Origin of the sequence: Diaphorobacter ruginosibacter (assembly GCF_040396215.1) — a bacterium.
GTDB lineage: Bacteria > Pseudomonadota > Gammaproteobacteria > Burkholderiales > Burkholderiaceae_C > Diaphorobacter_A > Diaphorobacter_A ruginosibacter_A.
In genome coordinates this window covers 1-15,614 of sequence record NZ_JBEBOW010000093.1, presented here as the reverse complement: position 1 = coordinate 15,614, position 15,614 = coordinate 1, and the positions used below count along the sequence as shown (strand labels likewise).

The following is a 15,614-nucleotide window of genomic DNA, read 5'->3' as shown; positions in this document are numbered from 1 at the left end:
CCTGTGCGCCCAACCCCACAGGGCGGCTCCCGCCAGGATCATGGGCAGGCAAAGCCACTGCCCCATGCTCATTCCGAGCGACAGGATGCCGAGGAAATCATCCGGCTCGCGGAAGTATTCCGCAACGAAACGGAAAACGCCGTACCCCACGAGGAACGCAGCCGCCACCTCGCCGGTCCTGCGCGGCTTGCGCGCATAGAGCCACAGCAGGATGAACAGCAGCAGCCCCTCCATCAGGAACTGGTAAATCTGCGAAGGATGGCGCGGCAGCATCGACCCGCTTTGCGGAAAGACCATGCCCCAGGGCAGGTCCGGACTGGAGAAACGCCCCCAGAGTTCGCCATTGATGAAATTGCCGATCCGTCCCGCCGCCAGGCCTGTCGGCACGCACGGCGCGACGAAGTCGGCCACCTCCAGCCACGGCTTGCGGCGCGAGCGCGCGAACCACAGCATCGAGCCGATAACGCCCAGCAGGCCGCCATGAAAGCTCATGCCGCCCTGCCACACGAAAAAGATCTCGAGCGGATGGGCCAGATAGTGTCCGGGCTTGTAGAACAGGCAATACCCGAGCCGCCCGCCGATCACCACGCCGACGACGCCCAGGAACAGGATGTCCTCGACGTCCTTGCGCGTCCAGGCGCGATCGCCGCTCATCGACGCGTAGGGTTCGTGCCGCAATCGGAGCACGCCCAGCAGCATGAACAGTCCGAAGGCCACCAGATAGGTGATGCCATACCAGTGGATGGCAAGCGGCCCAACTTGCAGGGCGACGGGGTCGATATGCGGGTACATCAGCATGGCGGGCATTGTGCCGCATGCGCCGATCCACTTTGACGCAATCGGAATTGACCTTCCCGGCTTCTCCCTCGGGCAGGTATGCGCGATACTTGGACCATTAAAGCCCGGAACACAGGAAGCGTCAGATCATGCAAGGCCAACCCGAAGTCATCGAATGCCTGAAGGAACTGCTGCGCGGCGAGCTTGCCGCGCGCGACCAATACTTCATTCACTCGCGCCAATACGAGGACCAGGGTTTCGTGCGGCTGTATGAACGCCTGAACCATGAGATGGAAGAAGAGACGGCGCATGCCGACGCCATCCTGCGCCGCATCCTGATGCTTTCGGGCAAGCCCGACATGCGCCCACACGCCTTCGAGCCCGGCGATACCGTGGTCGAGATGCTCGGGAAAGACCTGCAGACCGAATACAGCGTGCGCGAGAACCTTCAATCCGCGATGAAGCTGTGCGAAGCGCACAAGGACTACGTCAGCCGCGACATCCTGCTGTCCCAGCTGCGCGATACCGAGGAAGATCACGCCTACTGGCTCGAGAAGCAGCTCGGCCTCATCGAGCAGATCGGCCTGCAGAACTATCTGCAGACGCAATCTGCCCCGTCCACCAATACATGACCCTGACCTGACCCTGTTCACGCCAAAAGCAAAAGGCATCGTGAGGATTCCATCACGATGCCTTTTTTCTCGCGCGCTTCGCAGAGCCCGCATGGGCGGCCGCATTCAGCCGCCAAGCGGGCGGCGCTCCGCCGCGTCAATCAATCATCCAGCAGCGTCACGTCGCGCACCGCGCCCTTGTCAGCCGATGTCACGAGCTTGGCATAGGCCTTGAGCGCCGTGGACACCTTGCGCGAACGCGGCTTGGCAGGCTTCCAGCCTTTGGCGGCCTGCTCTTCGCGGCGCTTGGCGAGTTCTTCATCGCTCACCAGCACGTTGATCGTGCGGTTGGGAATATCAATGCGGATCCTGTCGTCATTGCGCACCAGGCCGATCGCGCCACCGGCAGCAGCCTCGGGCGAGCAGTGGCCGATCGACAGGCCCGACGTGCCGCCGGAGAAACGGCCGTCCGTGAGCAGCGCGCAGGCCTTGCCCAGGCCCTTGGACTTGATGTAGCTGGTGGGATACAGCATCTCCTGCATGCCCGGCCCGCCCTTGGGGCCTTCATAGCGCACGACAACCACGTCGCCGGCCTTGACCTTGTCGGAAAGAATGTTCTCCACCGCCTCGTCCTGCGACTCCACGACGTGGGCCGGGCCTTCGAACACCAGGATGGAGTCGTCCACGCCAGCCGTCTTCACCACGCAGCCGTCGAGCGCGATGTTTCCGGTCAGCACCGCCAGGCCGCCCTCCTTGGAGAACGCATGATCGTAGGAGCGGATGCAGCCCTCGGCGCGGTCCAGGTCGAGGCTGGGCCAGCGGGTGTTCTGGCTGAACGCCACCTGCGTCGGAATCCCGGCGGGGCCGGCCATGTAAAAGGTCTTCACCGCGTCGTCATCGGTGACGGTAATGTCCCACTGCCTGAGCGCCTCCTTCATGGTCCCGGAGTGAACCGTGGGCACATCGGTGTGCAGCTTGCCCGCGCGATCGAGTTCGCCCAGGATCGCCATGATGCCGCCGGCGCGGTGCACGTCCTCGATGTGGTATTTGTTCGTGTTCGGCGCGACCTTGCACAACTGAGGCACCGAGCGCGAGAGGCGATCGATGTCCTTCATCGTGAAATTGATGCCGGCTTCCTGCGCAATCGCCAGCAGATGCAGGATGGTGTTGGTGGAGCCGCCCATGGCGATATCCAGCGTCATTGCGTTCTCGAACGCCTTGAAGCCCACCGCGCGCGGCAGCACGGATGCGTCCTCCTGCTCGTAGTAGCGCTTGCACAGCTCCACCACCAGATGGCCTGCGCGCTTGAACAACTGCTCGCGGTCGCCATGCGTCGCCACGACGGTGCCGTTGCCCGGCAACGCCAGTCCCAGCGCCTCTGCCAGGCAGTTCATGGAATTGGCGGTGAACATGCCGGAGCAGGAGCCGCAGGTCGGGCAGGCGGAACGCTCGACTTCCGCCACATCGGCATCGCTCACCTTGTCGTCGGCGGCCATGACCATCGCGTCGATCAGGTCGAGCTTCTTGATCTGAATGGTCTTGCCGCCATCCTGCGCCGGAATGGCCAGGCGCACCTTGCCGGCCTCCATCGGGCCGCCGGAGACAAAGACGACCGGAATGTTCAGGCGCATCGCGGCCATCAGCATGCCGGGGGTGATCTTGTCGCAGTTGGAGATGCAGACCATCGCGTCCGCGCAGTGCGCATTCACCATGTATTCGACGGAATCGGCGATCACCTCGCGGCTGGGCAGCGAATACAGCATGCCGTCGTGGCCCATGGCGATGCCGTCATCCACGGCGATGGTGTTGAACTCCTTGGCAACGCCGCCCGCGGCTTCGATTTCACGCGCCACCAGCTGGCCCAGATCCTTCAGGTGCACGTGGCCGGGCACGAACTGCGTGAACGAGTTCACCACCGCGATGATGGGCTTGGAGAAGTCGCCGTCTTTCATGCCGGTTGCGCGCCACAGCGAGCGGGCTCCAGCCATGTTGCGACCGGCGGTGGATGTTTTGGAACGGTATGCGGGCATCGTGGTGTTGGAAGAAAAACTGAAAAAAATCGTTGCACGCCACCCATGCGCCATGGGTTCACGGATGGCTGCCGGCTGGGGAGAAACCGGGGCCGTCAAGGCGCTCCGGGATTCCATCAACCTTCTTGACTCAGGCCCGCGGGTAACCGGGTCCTCTTCCCTGATGTGCGAAAAACCCCATTGCCTTGTGGGCGGCCTTCGGCGCATTGCGGGCGGAATCCGCCAATTATGTCGCACCGCCCCATTCCTATCCGTTCCGGTGATTTAGCCCTACCCTCGCAATAGGAGATGCGAGCGCTCACGAGCAGGGCGACACGGGCCGCATAGGGCACGAGGCAATCCATCCCACGGGATGGATTCTTTGGGCAGAATCCGTCGGGCGGTCAGCGGCGCTGGCCGCGGCCCATCGACGCCTTGGCCCGATCGATCCGTTCCTGCTTGCGCTGATCCATCTTCTCCATGGCTTTGCGCTTGCTGTACCCGGAGGCATCGGCCCAGGCCCACCAGGCCGCGGTCACGGCAAAAGGAGAAAGCACCCACCACCACGACCAATTGACGACGGGGCTGACTTCGAGATATTTGAGCAAGACCAGCGCAATACCCAGGACCAGCGTGTACATGGCAACCTTCTCCTGACATGCTTTTTGATAAAAGTGAATCACATGAGCAGCCCGTATCCAACAAGCAGCATGGACTCCATCAAGGCTCGAAATTCTTGAACGAGATCATCGAACCCGATCAACCTCGATCACTACAATCGCGTTAATTAGTTGTAACTGTAACCCACGGAAGATAGGAAAAAAGATGAAGCGCACCCTGATCACCCTGGCCATGACGCTCGCTGTAGCCGCGCCGGCATTCGCCGACCAGGCCATGGCAACGTCCAAGAACTGCATGGCCTGCCACTCTGTGGACAAGAAGCTCGTTGGACCCGCCTTCAAGGAAATCGCGGCGAAGTATGCCGGCCAGGCTGGCGCGGCCGACAAGCTCGCGGACAAGATCGTCAAGGGCGGCTCCGGCGTGTGGGGTCCGGTCCCCATGCCCGCCAATGCGCAGGTGAATGCCGCCGAAGCCAAGAAGCTGGCCACATGGGTTCTCTCTCTCAAGTGATCGGGTGACGCCCTCGCCTGGCCGGGTTCTTCGCCACCCGGCGCACTGGGCGGGCAAATGAATGAAAAAATGCCGCGCTGCCTTCATCGCAGCGCGGCATTTCTTTTGCCTGTGACAATGCAGCGCATGCGCTGCAGGGCCGCCGGATCAGGGCCGCACAACCGGCGAATCGATGTGCGACGGGCTTGCCGCCGCCGTGACCGGATGCTTGCGCAACTGATCTTCCAACTGACCCATGTAGGCCGCCGTCACGTTCTCGGCTTCCTGCGTGCGCGCGGCGATGCGCGCCTCCATGGCATCCATCCTGGCGTTGAACAGATCCTGCGACTGGCGCTGCTGGGTTTCCAGGAACTGGCGCAGTTCGGTGAAACGAGAAAGCTCGGCCTTGTCGGCCAGATCGCGCTGCGCGGCCATTTCCTTCACGTGGCGGCGCGTCTCCATGAGAACGGAGCCATGCAGACTCAACACATAGGCCAGAAAGAAAATGCACAGAAGCACCGTCAGCGCAAGCATGATGGCGCCCAGCGGCGCCTGCACATCCGTCACGCCGAGCGATACGGTGGCAGGTGTCATCAACGCCCCCCAATTCAGGGCGGCAAGCCCTGCGATGGCGAGCGCGATCAGCAGCAAGATAACGGTTCTCAGGTTCATATGTATTGCCCCTCTTACAGAAAATGTCCGATGTCCGGACGACGGCGGGATGTTCCACCATTCGATCTGCATTGAAGAATACATGCTGCGCCATCCGGGACAGAAAACCAGTTTTACCCCATAGATCAACCCAAGCGCGGAAAACCGTGCTTTTTTCGCTGAAGTCCTACAGGCGCGGAGACAAAGTCTTGCGAATCAAGCGCGATGAGCAGCAAAAGAAAAAAGACCAGCCCCGCGAAGCGCGGCTGGTCTTCCTGAATAGGCTGGCGATTCGAGAACCCGCAGCGCTCCGCCGTCATGCGAAGCGCGCCGTGGATCAGTTGGTTTCGGCCAGTTGATCCAGAATGGCCGGATTCTCCAGCGTGCTCGTATCCTGGGTAATGGCCTCTCCCTTGGCCAGCGAACGCAACAGGCGGCGCATGATCTTTCCGCTGCGGGTCTTGGGCAGGTTCTCTCCGAAGCGGATGTCCTTGGGCTTGGCGATCGGACCGATTTCCTTGGCAACCCAATTGCGCAGTTCGGCGGCAATGGCCTTGGCCTCGTCGCCGCTCGGGCGGCCGCGCTTGAGCACGACGAAAGCGCAGATCGCCTCTCCGGTCACGTCGTCGGGACGGCCCACGACCGCTGCCTCGGCCACGAGGTCGGTCTTGGCCACCAGCGCGGACTCGATCTCCATCGTACCCATGCGGTGGCCGGAGACGTTCAGCACGTCGTCGATACGGCCCGTGATGCGGAAGTATCCCCGGTCTTCGCTGCGCACCGCGCCATCGCCCGCCAGGTAGTAGCCCTTGAGCTCCTCGGGGAAGTAGCTCTTCTTGAAGCGCTCGGGATCGTTCCAGATCGTGCGGATCATCGCGGGCCACGGCTTCTTGATCACCAGGATGCCGCCAGCCCCGTTGGGCATGTCGTTGCCCGACTCATCGACGATGGCTGCGGCGATGCCCGGCAGCGGCAGCGTGCACGAGCCCGGCACCAGCGGGGTCGCGCCCGGCAAGGGCGTGATCACATGCCCGCCGGTCTCGGTCTGCCAGAAGGTATCGACGATGGGGCAGCGCTCCTCGCCCACATTGCGGTAGTACCACATCCAGGCTTCGGGATTGATGGGCTCGCCCACACTGCCCAGGATGCGCAGCGACGACTTGTCCCAGTTCTTCGGATGCACCTTCTCGTCGGAATCCGCTGCCTTGATGAGCGAGCGGATCGCCGTGGGCGCCGTGTAGAAAGTAGTGACCTTGTGGCGCTCGATCATTTCCCAGAAGCGGCCGGCATGCGGGAATGTGGGAATGCCCTCGAACACCACCTGCGTGACGCCAGCAGCCAGCGGGCCGTAGGCGACATAGGTGTGGCCGGTGATCCAGCCGATGTCGGCGGTGCACCAGAACACGTCGTCGGGCTTGACGTCGAAGGTCCAGTCCATGGTGACCTTCGCCCACAGGAGATAACCGCCCGTGGCGTGCTGCACGCCCTTGGGCTTGCCCGTGGAGCCGCTGGTGTAGAGGATGAACAGAGGATGCTCGGCCTCGACGGGGACCGGCGCGCATTCACTGCTCTGCCCCGCCAGGATTTCACCAAAGGTCTTGTCCCTGCCCGCCACCATGCCGCAGGCGGTTGGGGTGCGCTCGAACACGAACACGTTCTTCACACCCTCGCAACCGCCCATGGCGATACCTTCGTCCACGATGGCCTTGAGCGGCAGTTCCTTGCCGCCGCGCAGCTGATAGTTGGCCGTGACCACCGCCACCGCGCCCACGTCCACGATGCGTTCGTTCACCGCCTTGGCGGAAAATCCGCCGAACACCACGCTGTGCGTTGCGCCAATGCGCGCGCACGCCTGCATGGCGACCACGCCTTCGATGGTCATGGGCATGTAGATCAGGACGCGATCGCCCTTCTTGATGCCGTGCGCCTTGAGCGCGTTGGCGAACTGGTTGACGCGCGCGAGCAGTTCCTTGAAGGTGACCTTGGTGACCGCGCCGTCGTCGGCCTCGAAGATGATCGCGGTCTTGTTCTCGGTGGGGGTGCCGAGGTGTTTGTCCAGGCAGTTGGCGCTGGCGTTGAGTTCACCATCGGCAAACCACTGGAAGAAAGGCGCGTTCGACTGATCCAGCGTCCTGGTGAATGGCTTGGCCCATTGCAGGTTTTCTCGCGCGAGGCGGGCCCAGAAACCCTCGAAGTCTTTCTCGGCCTCGTCGCAGAGTGCCTGGTAGCCCGCCATGCCGGATACACGGGCCGCCTTCACAAAATTATCGGCAGGGGGAAACACACGGTTTTCCACCAAAACGGACTCAATGGCGCTCATAAACTTGTCTCCTGAGTGAACTGACTTTGCCGATAATATCGAACGCGGCTCTTACGTTTCTCTGACTCAGGTATTGAAAAACGCCTCGGGTTTTCCCGGTATTTCAAGGACTTTCGTACTCGCCGCCGCCTCCTTCCGAGCCCCGCGGAACGCCTTGCGGCACGAACCGAAAAGCGCGTCAAACGAAAAGGCCCGGGCCAGCCGGCACGGGCCTTGCCGCTCAAGCAGCACGTATCAACGCAGGGTCAGGATCAGGCGGGTTGCGCCAATTGGCCGCGCAGCTCCCTGGCGGTTTCCTTGGCGCGATCGTTCTCGGCGCGCATGCGCGCCAGCTCCTCGGCGCTCACGCGCTCGACGTTGGAATAGTCCAGTTTCCACTCCCAGTTGTCGCTCCATACGAGGGGAGACTGCACCGTGGTGCGCGCCGCCACAGCAGACTCGAGCACGCGAAGCCCCAGCTCCAGGGTCTGGCGCTGCGATGCCGCATCGTGCGGCTTTCCCGCGCCGTTGCCGAGCGGAAAATCCGAGAACAGGAAACGCGGCACGCCCACATATTCCACAATGTCCTTGGCGCACCCCATGATGACCGTGGGCATGCCCGCGGCCTCCAGGGCGCGGGCGACGAGCGACATGGTCTGGTGGCAGATCGGGCAATTGGGAACCAGCACCGCCACGTCCGCGCCGTCCGCCTTGCAACGCTCGATGATCAGCGGTATGTCCACCTCCAATGTGTGACGCTGGCTGCGGTTGGTGGGCACGCCATGGAAGTGCTTCGTGAGTTTGCCCACGCGCCCTTCCTTCACGAACTCGCGCATCAGCGGCAGCGGAAACCAGCAGTTGCTGTCCTCCATCGATGTGTGCTTGCGGTCGATGCCCACGTGCGCGATACGCAGATCATGGTCCACGGCGGTGTCGCCCATGTACGGCTCGTAGAACTTGGCGGCGGCATTGTAGGCCGCGCCGGGACCCTGCGGCCCCTTGTCCGGCTGGTACGGCGCAGCGGTGGTGAGCAGCGCCACGGCGCATTCGGACAGCGGCTTTTTCAGGGCCGTGAATGGCGCCCGCGCGTAGTGCGAATAGCGATAGGGATTGTTGTAGCCCAGCGCCAGATACCAATCGCGCGTGCGCTGGATGTAGGGAACAGGCACATCGCCAGCGCTGGCCATGCCCAGGCTTTCGCCTGATTCCGCATTGGCCTCTTCAACGCTCGGCAATCTGTGGATACTGTCGTTCATCGTTCGATCTCCAAGTGGTGCGCTTTTCAGACCTGCGCCATTCCAGCCTGCCGGGCGATGGCCCTGAACCGCTGAATCTGCTGCTGGATCAGCGCGGTGACTTCCTCGGGCGACTGCCGCATCAGCTCGCCCCCCAGGCTCTCGTCCGCGAAGCGTTTGGCCTCGTCGGTCTGCTTGATTTTCTCCACCGCCTGCGCAAGCGCCTGGCGCAGGGGCTCGGGCGTGCCTTTTTTCACGAAGAAGCCTACCCAGCTGTAGTGGTCGTACTCCGGGTAGCCGCATTCACGGACGGTTTTCAGCTCGGGCACCGCATGATGGCGCTCCACGCTGGTGATGGCCAGCGGCTTGAGCTTGCCCGCCTTGATGCTGGAGACGGCGCCGCCCCAATCGAGCAGCCCCGCCTGCACCTGATCGCCCATGAGGTCCGACATGAGCGGCGCCTGTCCTTTATAGGGGATGTCCTGGAATTTCGCTCCGGCCAGGCTCGCCAGATAGGCCGCGCCCAATTGATAACCCTGCGAATACGTGCCCACGCTGACCGCGCCGCTCCTGGAGCGGGAGATCAGCTCTTCCAGGGAGTTGATCGGCGAATTGGCCGCCACCGCATACACGGCCGGCCCGCGGTACAGCCCCGACACCGGCACGAAGTCGTTCACCGAATCGTAGGGAATGTCCTTGAGCATCACCGGGTTCACCACCATCAGAGAGATGTTGCCCAGCAAGATGGTGAAGCCATCGGCGGGCGCCCCCTTCACCGCGGATATGGTGATCAGGCCGTTGCCGCCCGGCTTGTTCTCGACCACGACGCTCGACCCCAGCAGCTTGCCCGCGCGCTCGCCGAAAAAACGGGCCGCCGTGTCCGAACCGCTCCCCGGAGTGAAAGGAACGATCACGCGCACCGGCTTGCCCGCGAACTCGCCCTGGGCAAACGCGTTCTTGAGCAGGGTTGCGCCCCATGCCGCCAATGCGACGGCGCGCAGCGCTTCGCGGCGAGAGAGCAGATGTTGGATTTCACGACTCATCGACAGGACTCCTCAATTGCCAAAGTGCGGACGAAAACCGGTGACCGTCAAAATGCTTCATGCGCGGGGATCAGACAGCGCGGGCCGCGCGGCCCGGCTCCTCGCTCCCGAGGGACGCCAGCACCTCCTGCGTATGCTGGCCCAGGCGCGGCGCCGGCGAGTGAATCACCCCGCCGCCCTCCTCCCCCAGGTGGAACCCCGGACCGACCATGGTGTGCGTGCCCAGGTCCGAGCCAACTTGCTGCAGCACCCTGCGCGAGCCGGGCTGCGGATGCTCCACGATCTCCTCGATGGAGAACACGCGCGCGCACGGCACATCGGCCCGGCTGAGCACCGGCTCCCAATAGGACGGCGGCCGGGCCCCAAAAGACGACTCGATGATTTCACGCAGCGCGCCGCGGTTCTCGTAGCGCTTGAACCAGTCGGCAAAACGCTCGTCGGCGAGGACGTCCGGGCGGCCGAGCGCCTGGAAAAGACGCTGGAACTGCGGCTCCGTCATCGCGGCCAGCACGATGAAGCCGTCGCCGCAGCGAAAACGGTCGGCCGTCGGCTTGCGGCTCATGGAGAGATTGCCCGCCTGCCGCTGCGGCGCTCCGGTGATCGTGTAGTCGGCCACCTGCGTGGACAGAAAGCTCAGGCTGGCATCCAGCATGGAAACATCCACATGCTGCCCCTTGCCGGTCTGCGTGCGCTGATAGAGCGCCGCCGCCACGGCGAAAGCCGCCGTCATCCCGCTGAGCACGTCGCACAGGGCGAAACCCGCGCGCATCGGCCCGTGTTCAGGCTCTCCCGTGATGGACATCAAGCCCGACATGGCCTGGATCTTGCCGTCGAATGCCGGCGCCGCGCATTCCGGCCCCGTATGGCCAAAGCCGGAAATCGAGCAATAGATGAGCTTCGGATTGATCATGCGCAGCGCATCAAACCCCAGGCCCAGCTTGTCCATCACGCCAGGGCGGAAGTTCTCCCACACGATGTCAGCGCTGCGCACAAGCTGCTTGACCGCATCCGCGCAGGCCTGTTCCTTGAGGTCGAGCACCACGCTTTTCTTGTTGCTGTTCACGGCCATGAAGGCCGGCGCCATCTTGTCCGCCGCCAGTTCCCGGTCCACGGTGATGGTGCGCGCATCGTCACCCGCGGGCGGCTCGATCTTGATGACCTCAGCACCCTGCAATGCGAACTGGTGCGTCGCATAAGGCCCCGAGAGAAAGCGCGTGAAATCAAGAATCCTGACACCGTGAAAAGGAGAGTTCATGACTTTGCGAGGTTGGCCGGACAACGCCGGGTTATCTGATCTTGCAAATATTTATTCTAAATATTGGAACATCATTTCACAATATTCATTGTATGGATCGATCAGGAAACGTCAATCGAATCCTGCTCGTGTTAACCCTGTCGTCTCGTGGAATCTATCCACGTCACGATGACGGCAATACGAAGCAATTCTCATAAGGAAATCACCTGATGACATATGAATGAACCAGGATCAATGAAAACTCGCACGGAACCGACCATCAAACCTTTGCTTTTTTAAGACGGAATAGTTATAATCAACGAATGTTTCACAACCTGCAACGCAGGTAATTCGTCCTTGCAGGGCGAATTTCCCAGTCGGATCAAGGTTCACTTCGTGGACATGGCATCCGGCACTCGGCCGAAGTTCCGGCCCTGATGCCAGCGGCGTCATCAGGTCTCGCAGACCTGCTGAATAGCGCCAGCGCCATTGCGGAAGTCCTCCCAGGGAGGTCGCTTCCCGGCGCGATACAAGACCCTTGCGCAGCGCTCACGCGCGCCATTCGGGTCGCTCTCCGGTCACATCCATCGTGTCCGCCCCTCTTCCGTCTGGAGGTGGTGGGGCCTTGCGGGTCCTGTACATCTCCATTCACAGTGCATCAGGGAATAGCGGTTTATCGCGCAACGCCTTTTTGGGCGTTGCCCATGCTTCAGCCATCGTGCCTTGGCCGCCGCACCGGCGGCCGGGGTGAGTTCAACCGAAGGCAGCGCTGAAAAACGTCCATTCATCCCACGGCCCGCGCCGTGGGGCCGTCCATGGATGTTTCTCCGCGATGCCTTGACCAGGAAGGACCCACAACGTGGCCAAACAAGTAGTTATCGATCATGTCTTCAAGGTATTCGGCGATGAACCGGAAACCGCGCTCGCGCTCGTCCAGCAGGGCCTGAGCAAACAGGAGATCCTTGCCCGCACGGGCCAATCCATCGGCGTGTTCGATGCGAACTTCACCATCGAAGCCGGCGAGATCTTCGTCGTCATGGGCCTTTCCGGCTCGGGCAAGTCAACGCTGGTGCGCATGCTCAATCGCCTGATCGAGCCAACGGCGGGCCGCATCGTCGTCGACGGCCAGGACATCAACACCCTCGGCGACAGGGCGCTGCGCGCGCTGCGCCGCAAGGACATCTCGATGGTGTTCCAGTCATTCGCGCTGATGCCGCACATGAACGTGCTGGACAACACCGCCTTCGGCCTTGAACTCTCGGGCATCGATCGCGCGGAACGCCAGCGCGCCGCGCAGGAAGCGCTCGAGCTCGTGGGGCTCGGGGGATGGGGCCAGAGCTTTCCCGACGAGCTTTCGGGCGGCATGCAGCAGCGCGTGGGCCTGGCCCGCGCACTGGCTTCCGACCCATCCATCCTGCTGATGGACGAGGCCTTCTCCGCGCTCGATCCGATCATCCGCACCGAGATGCAGTCCGAGCTGCTGCGCCTGCAGCAGATCAAGCGCCGCACCATCGTTTTCATCTCGCACGACCTGGATGAGGCCATGCGCATCGGCGACCATATCGCGATCATGAAGGATGGCCAGGTGGTGCAGGTGGGCACGCCCGACGAGATCCTGCGCAGCCCCGCCGACGATTACGTGCGCGATTTCGTGCGCGGCGTGGATGCCGCCGCCGTGTTCAAGGCCTCGGACATCGCGCGCCAGGCGCTCACCGTGGTGTCCGAGCACGAAAACCGAGGCTGCCGCGCCGCGCTGCGCCTGCTCGAAGATTCCGACCGCGACTACGCCTATGTGCTGAACGCGCGCAAGCGCTTCCTGGGCGTCGTATCGTCGCAGTCGCTGCGCGACGCGCTGCAAGGCCACCGCGGGTCGCTCGGATTGAAAAACGCATTCCTGCCCGAGGTGCAGCCACTTCCCGCCGGCACGCCGGTCGCGGAGCTGTTCGGCCCGGTCGCAGCCCATCCCTTCGCCCTGCCGGTGGTCGACGAGGATGGAAAGTACCTCGGCGTCATCAGCCGCACCACCATGCTCAAGTTCCTGGACCGCGACACGCCGCCCGTGCCGCCGCCGCAAAGGGAAATCCCGCCAGTCACGCTCGATACGCACACCACGCCGGGCACGGCCGCGCCCGCCAGCCCGTCACAACAATAAGGAGGACCATGCATGAGTGAGAACATCATCCTTGCACAGAATACGAACGACAGCGCCAGCACGATGGATCCATGGGCGGCAGCGGAGTCCGTGCCAGCGGATTCCGGCCTGAGCACGGCGCAGGAAGCCGCCTCGTCCCAGGCTCCCGAATCCGCCGACCCCTGGGCCGACAGCGCCGCCGATGCATCTTCGGCAACCGCTGGCGCCGACGCTGACCCATGGGCAGCGGCCAGCCCGGAATCCACCGATCCTGCAGCCGGCACCGACTGGCTTGACGCCGCCTCCGGCGGCGGCGCGGCAACGCCGACGGACGACGGCGGCATCGCCCAGCTATGGCACCAGGTTACCTCCAGCGGCCAGCACGTGCAGGGCTGGATCAACGACGGCCTGAGCTGGGTGGTCGATCACTTCCGGCCCTTCTTCCAGGGCGTGCGCATGCCCATCGACGCCACGTTGAACGGCGTGACCGACGCCCTGCTGGCCGTGCCATGGCCCGTCCTCATCGCGGTCATCGCGCTGCTGGCGTGGCAGTTCGCCGGTCGCGCGCTTGCCATCGGCACCGCCGTCTCCCTGCTGCTGGTGGCGGTTCTCGGCATCTGGCCCGATGCGATGGTGACGCTCGCGCTGGTGCTGACCTCGCTGCTGTTCTGCGTGATCATCGGCCTGCCTGTCGGCATCGCGCTGGCGTCCAGCGACCGGGCCCAGCGCATCACGCGCCCCTTCCTTGATGCGATGCAGACCACGCCCGCGTTCGTCTATCTCGTGCCGGTCGTGATGCTGTTCGGCATCGGCAATGTGCCCGGTGTGATCGTGACCATCGTGTTCGCGCTCCCGCCGCTCATCCGCCTGACCAATCTCGGCATCCGCCAGGTACGCCCCGACCTGATCGAGGCCAGCCGCGCCTATGGCGCCTCGCCCCTGCAGTTGCTGTGGAAGGTGCAGTTGCCGCTGGCCATGCCGTCCATCATGGCGGGCATCAATCAGGCGCTGATGCTGTCGCTGTCGATGGTGGTGATCGCCTCGATGATCGCTGTCGGCGGCCTCGGCCAGATGGTTCTGCGCGGCATCGGCCGCCTCGACATGGGTCTTGCAACGGTGGGCGGGCTGGGCATTGTGCTGCTCGCCATCGTGCTTGACCGCATCACGCAGGCCATGGGCGAGCCCAAGCGCGGTGGCGCCCATTGGTGGCACACCGGCCCGGCGGGGTTCGCCGTGCGCATGCTCCGCGGCAAGCCGCAGGCGGCCACGCCCGCCTCCGCCACGGCCGCCGCGCCCCAGGACATCAGGCGCAACCCGCCGGCCGCCAGCCTGGGCGCGATGGTCGGCAAGGAAGCCGCCTGACCAGGTGCGGCAAGCCCTCCCCCGCACGGAACCCCATGCGCTGGAGCTGGCGCCAAGCATTGTTCCTCACCCGAAAACTTCAAGGAGAAAACACCCATGTTTCCACGCAACAACGCACTCAACCGACTGATGCGCGCAGGCGCCGCGGCCTGCGCCCTGGCTCTTGCCGGCGCGTCGGCGATCGCCGCGGACCTGCCCGGCAAGGGCGTGAAGGTGCAGCCGCTCAAGAGCTCGATCGCCGAGGAAACCTTCCAGACGCTGCTGGTGATGAAGGGCCTCGAGAAACTCGGCTATGAGGTGTTGCCGATCAAGGAGGTGGAATATCCCACCGCGCACATCGCCCTGGCCAATGGCGACGCCACCTTCATGGCCGACCACTGGAACCCGCTGCATTCCGACTATTACAAGAACGCCGGCGGCGATGCCAAGCTGTTTCGCAAGGGCGTTTTCTCCGCCAATGCCGCGCAGGGCTACCTGATCGACAAGAAGACCGCCGACGCGCACAAGATCACCAACCTCGGCCAGCTCGCCGATCCGAAGATCGCCGCCCTGTTCGACACCGACGGCGATGGCAAGGCCGACCTGACCGGCTGCACGCCCGGCTGGGGCTGCGAGGCGATGATCGAGCATCAGCTCACCGCCTACAAGCTGCGCGACACCGTCACGCACAAACAGGGAACGTACTCCGCGCTGATCGCCGACACGATCACGCGCTACAAGGCCGGAAAACCCATTCTCTACTACACCTGGACGCCCTATTGGGTCAGCAACGTGCTCAAGCCCGGCAAGGACGTGGTGTGGCTGGAAGTGCCCTTCTCCGCCCTGCCCGGCGAACAGGCCGGCACCGACACCAAGCTGGCGAACGGCAAGAACTACGGCTTCGTCGCCAACAACCAGCAGATCGTCGCCAACAAGGCCTGGGCCGAGAAGAACCCGGCTGCGGCCAGGCTGTTCGAGATCATCAAGCTGCCGGTGAACGACATCAACGCGCAGAACTTCCTGATGAGCCAAGGCCAGAACTCGCCAGCCGACATCGAACGCCACACCAACGCCTGGATCAGCGCGCACCAGAAGCTGTTCGACGGCTGGATCGATCAGTCCCTGGCCGCCGCCAGGCACTGAAAACCGGATCGCTCAATGGATCGACGGGCG

The 15,614-nt window shown here is 63.5% G+C and carries 14 protein-coding genes; 5 read left to right on the top strand and 9 right to left on the bottom strand.

The window, feature by feature from the left end; all coding sequences use genetic code 11:
• A partial coding sequence (gene lgt / locus ABWP92_RS12010; RefSeq protein ID WP_353235618.1) for a prolipoprotein diacylglyceryl transferase occupies positions 1-807 on the bottom strand: 807 nt, incomplete at its 3' end.
• A 119-nt stretch (positions 808-926) separates the two neighbouring features.
• Between lgt and bfr the strand changes: the two genes are divergently transcribed.
• Positions 927-1,409 (top strand): bacterioferritin, encoded by a 483-nt coding sequence (gene bfr / locus ABWP92_RS12005; protein ID WP_353235617.1) that lies wholly within the window; start codon positions 927-929, stop codon positions 1,407-1,409.
• Positions 1,410-1,549: 140 nt separating this feature from the next.
• On the opposite strand, the gene ilvD is transcribed toward bfr, so the two are convergent.
• Complete coding sequence (ilvD, locus tag ABWP92_RS12000; RefSeq protein ID WP_353235616.1) at positions 1,550-3,418, bottom strand: dihydroxy-acid dehydratase; 1,869 nt, start codon at positions 3,416-3,418, stop codon at positions 1,550-1,552.
• 383 nt (positions 3,419-3,801) lie between these two features.
• Entirely contained in the window at positions 3,802-4,038 is a 237-nt protein-coding gene (locus ABWP92_RS11995) for a TIGR04438 family Trp-rich protein (protein WP_353235615.1), read from the bottom strand.
• Positions 4,039-4,222: 184 nt separating this feature from the next.
• Between ABWP92_RS11995 and ABWP92_RS11990 the strand changes: the two genes are divergently transcribed.
• Positions 4,223-4,528 carry a c-type cytochrome gene (locus tag ABWP92_RS11990; protein WP_353235614.1) on the top strand — a complete coding sequence of 102 codons (306 nt, stop codon included), beginning with the start codon at positions 4,223-4,225 and terminating at the stop codon, positions 4,526-4,528.
• 147 nt (positions 4,529-4,675) lie between these two features.
• Here the strand turns inward: ABWP92_RS11990 and ABWP92_RS11985 are convergent, their stop codons facing one another.
• The 6 genes from ABWP92_RS11985 to ABWP92_RS11960 all read right to left on the bottom strand — a co-directional run bounded on the left by ABWP92_RS11985 (position 4,676) and on the right by ABWP92_RS11960 (position 10,990).
• Entirely contained in the window at positions 4,676-5,179 is a 504-nt protein-coding gene (locus ABWP92_RS11985; protein ID WP_353235613.1) for a LapA family protein, read from the bottom strand.
• Positions 5,180-5,304: 125 nt separating this feature from the next.
• Positions 5,305-5,478, bottom strand: a complete 174-nt coding sequence (locus tag ABWP92_RS11980; protein WP_353235612.1) for a hypothetical protein — start codon at positions 5,476-5,478, stop codon at positions 5,305-5,307.
• 17 nt (positions 5,479-5,495) lie between these two features.
• On the bottom strand, positions 5,496-7,478 hold the full coding sequence (acs, locus tag ABWP92_RS11975) for an acetate--CoA ligase (RefSeq protein ID WP_353235611.1): 1,983 nt from the start codon (positions 7,476-7,478) through the stop codon (positions 5,496-5,498).
• Positions 7,479-7,729: 251 nt separating this feature from the next.
• Entirely contained in the window at positions 7,730-8,713 is a 984-nt protein-coding gene (locus ABWP92_RS11970; RefSeq protein WP_353235610.1) for a glycine/sarcosine/betaine reductase selenoprotein B family protein, read from the bottom strand.
• A 26-nt stretch (positions 8,714-8,739) separates the two neighbouring features.
• Entirely contained in the window at positions 8,740-9,735 is a 996-nt protein-coding gene (locus ABWP92_RS11965) for a Bug family tripartite tricarboxylate transporter substrate binding protein (RefSeq protein ID WP_353235609.1), read from the bottom strand.
• Positions 9,736-9,805: 70 nt separating this feature from the next.
• Positions 9,806-10,990: a CaiB/BaiF CoA transferase family protein gene (locus tag ABWP92_RS11960; protein ID WP_353235608.1), complete on the bottom strand. Its 1,185-nt coding sequence runs from the start codon at positions 10,988-10,990 to the stop codon at positions 9,806-9,808.
• An 838-nt stretch (positions 10,991-11,828) separates the two neighbouring features.
• Here ABWP92_RS11960 and proV point away from each other — a divergent pair.
• The 3 genes from proV (at position 11,829) to proX (ending at position 15,584) form a co-directional block, all read left to right on the top strand.
• Positions 11,829-13,121 carry a glycine betaine/L-proline ABC transporter ATP-binding protein ProV gene (proV, locus tag ABWP92_RS11955; protein ID WP_353235607.1) on the top strand — a complete coding sequence of 431 codons (1,293 nt, stop codon included), beginning with the start codon at positions 11,829-11,831 and terminating at the stop codon, positions 13,119-13,121.
• A 12-nt stretch (positions 13,122-13,133) separates the two neighbouring features.
• Entirely contained in the window at positions 13,134-14,462 is a 1,329-nt protein-coding gene (gene proW / locus ABWP92_RS11950) for a glycine betaine/L-proline ABC transporter permease ProW (protein WP_353235606.1), read from the top strand.
• 129 nt (positions 14,463-14,591) lie between these two features.
• Entirely contained in the window at positions 14,592-15,584 is a 993-nt protein-coding gene (gene proX / locus ABWP92_RS11945) for a glycine betaine/L-proline ABC transporter substrate-binding protein ProX (RefSeq protein ID WP_502907516.1), read from the top strand.
• Positions 15,585-15,614 lie beyond the last annotated feature (30 nt).

Coding starts and splice junctions, on each gene's coding strand:
- bfr (WP_353235617.1), top strand. CDS start 927: ATGCAAGGCCAACCCGAAGTCATCGAATGCCTGAAGGAACTGCTGCGC.
- ilvD (WP_353235616.1), bottom strand. CDS start 3,418: ATGCCCGCATACCGTTCCAAAACATCCACCGCCGGTCGCAACATGGCT.
- ABWP92_RS11995 (WP_353235615.1), bottom strand. CDS start 4,038: ATGTACACGCTGGTCCTGGGTATTGCGCTGGTCTTGCTCAAATATCTC.
- ABWP92_RS11990 (WP_353235614.1), top strand. CDS start 4,223: ATGAAGCGCACCCTGATCACCCTGGCCATGACGCTCGCTGTAGCCGCG.
- ABWP92_RS11985 (WP_353235613.1), bottom strand. CDS start 5,179: ATGAACCTGAGAACCGTTATCTTGCTGCTGATCGCGCTCGCCATCGCA.
- ABWP92_RS11980 (WP_353235612.1), bottom strand. CDS start 5,478: ATGACGGCGGAGCGCTGCGGGTTCTCGAATCGCCAGCCTATTCAGGAA.
- acs (WP_353235611.1), bottom strand. CDS start 7,478: ATGAGCGCCATTGAGTCCGTTTTGGTGGAAAACCGTGTGTTTCCCCCT.
- ABWP92_RS11970 (WP_353235610.1), bottom strand. CDS start 8,713: ATGAACGACAGTATCCACAGATTGCCGAGCGTTGAAGAGGCCAATGCG.
- ABWP92_RS11965 (WP_353235609.1), bottom strand. CDS start 9,735: ATGAGTCGTGAAATCCAACATCTGCTCTCTCGCCGCGAAGCGCTGCGC.
- ABWP92_RS11960 (WP_353235608.1), bottom strand. CDS start 10,990: ATGAACTCTCCTTTTCACGGTGTCAGGATTCTTGATTTCACGCGCTTT.
- proW (WP_353235606.1), top strand. CDS start 13,134: ATGAGTGAGAACATCATCCTTGCACAGAATACGAACGACAGCGCCAGC.
- proX (WP_502907516.1), top strand. CDS start 14,592: ATGCGCGCAGGCGCCGCGGCCTGCGCCCTGGCTCTTGCCGGCGCGTCG.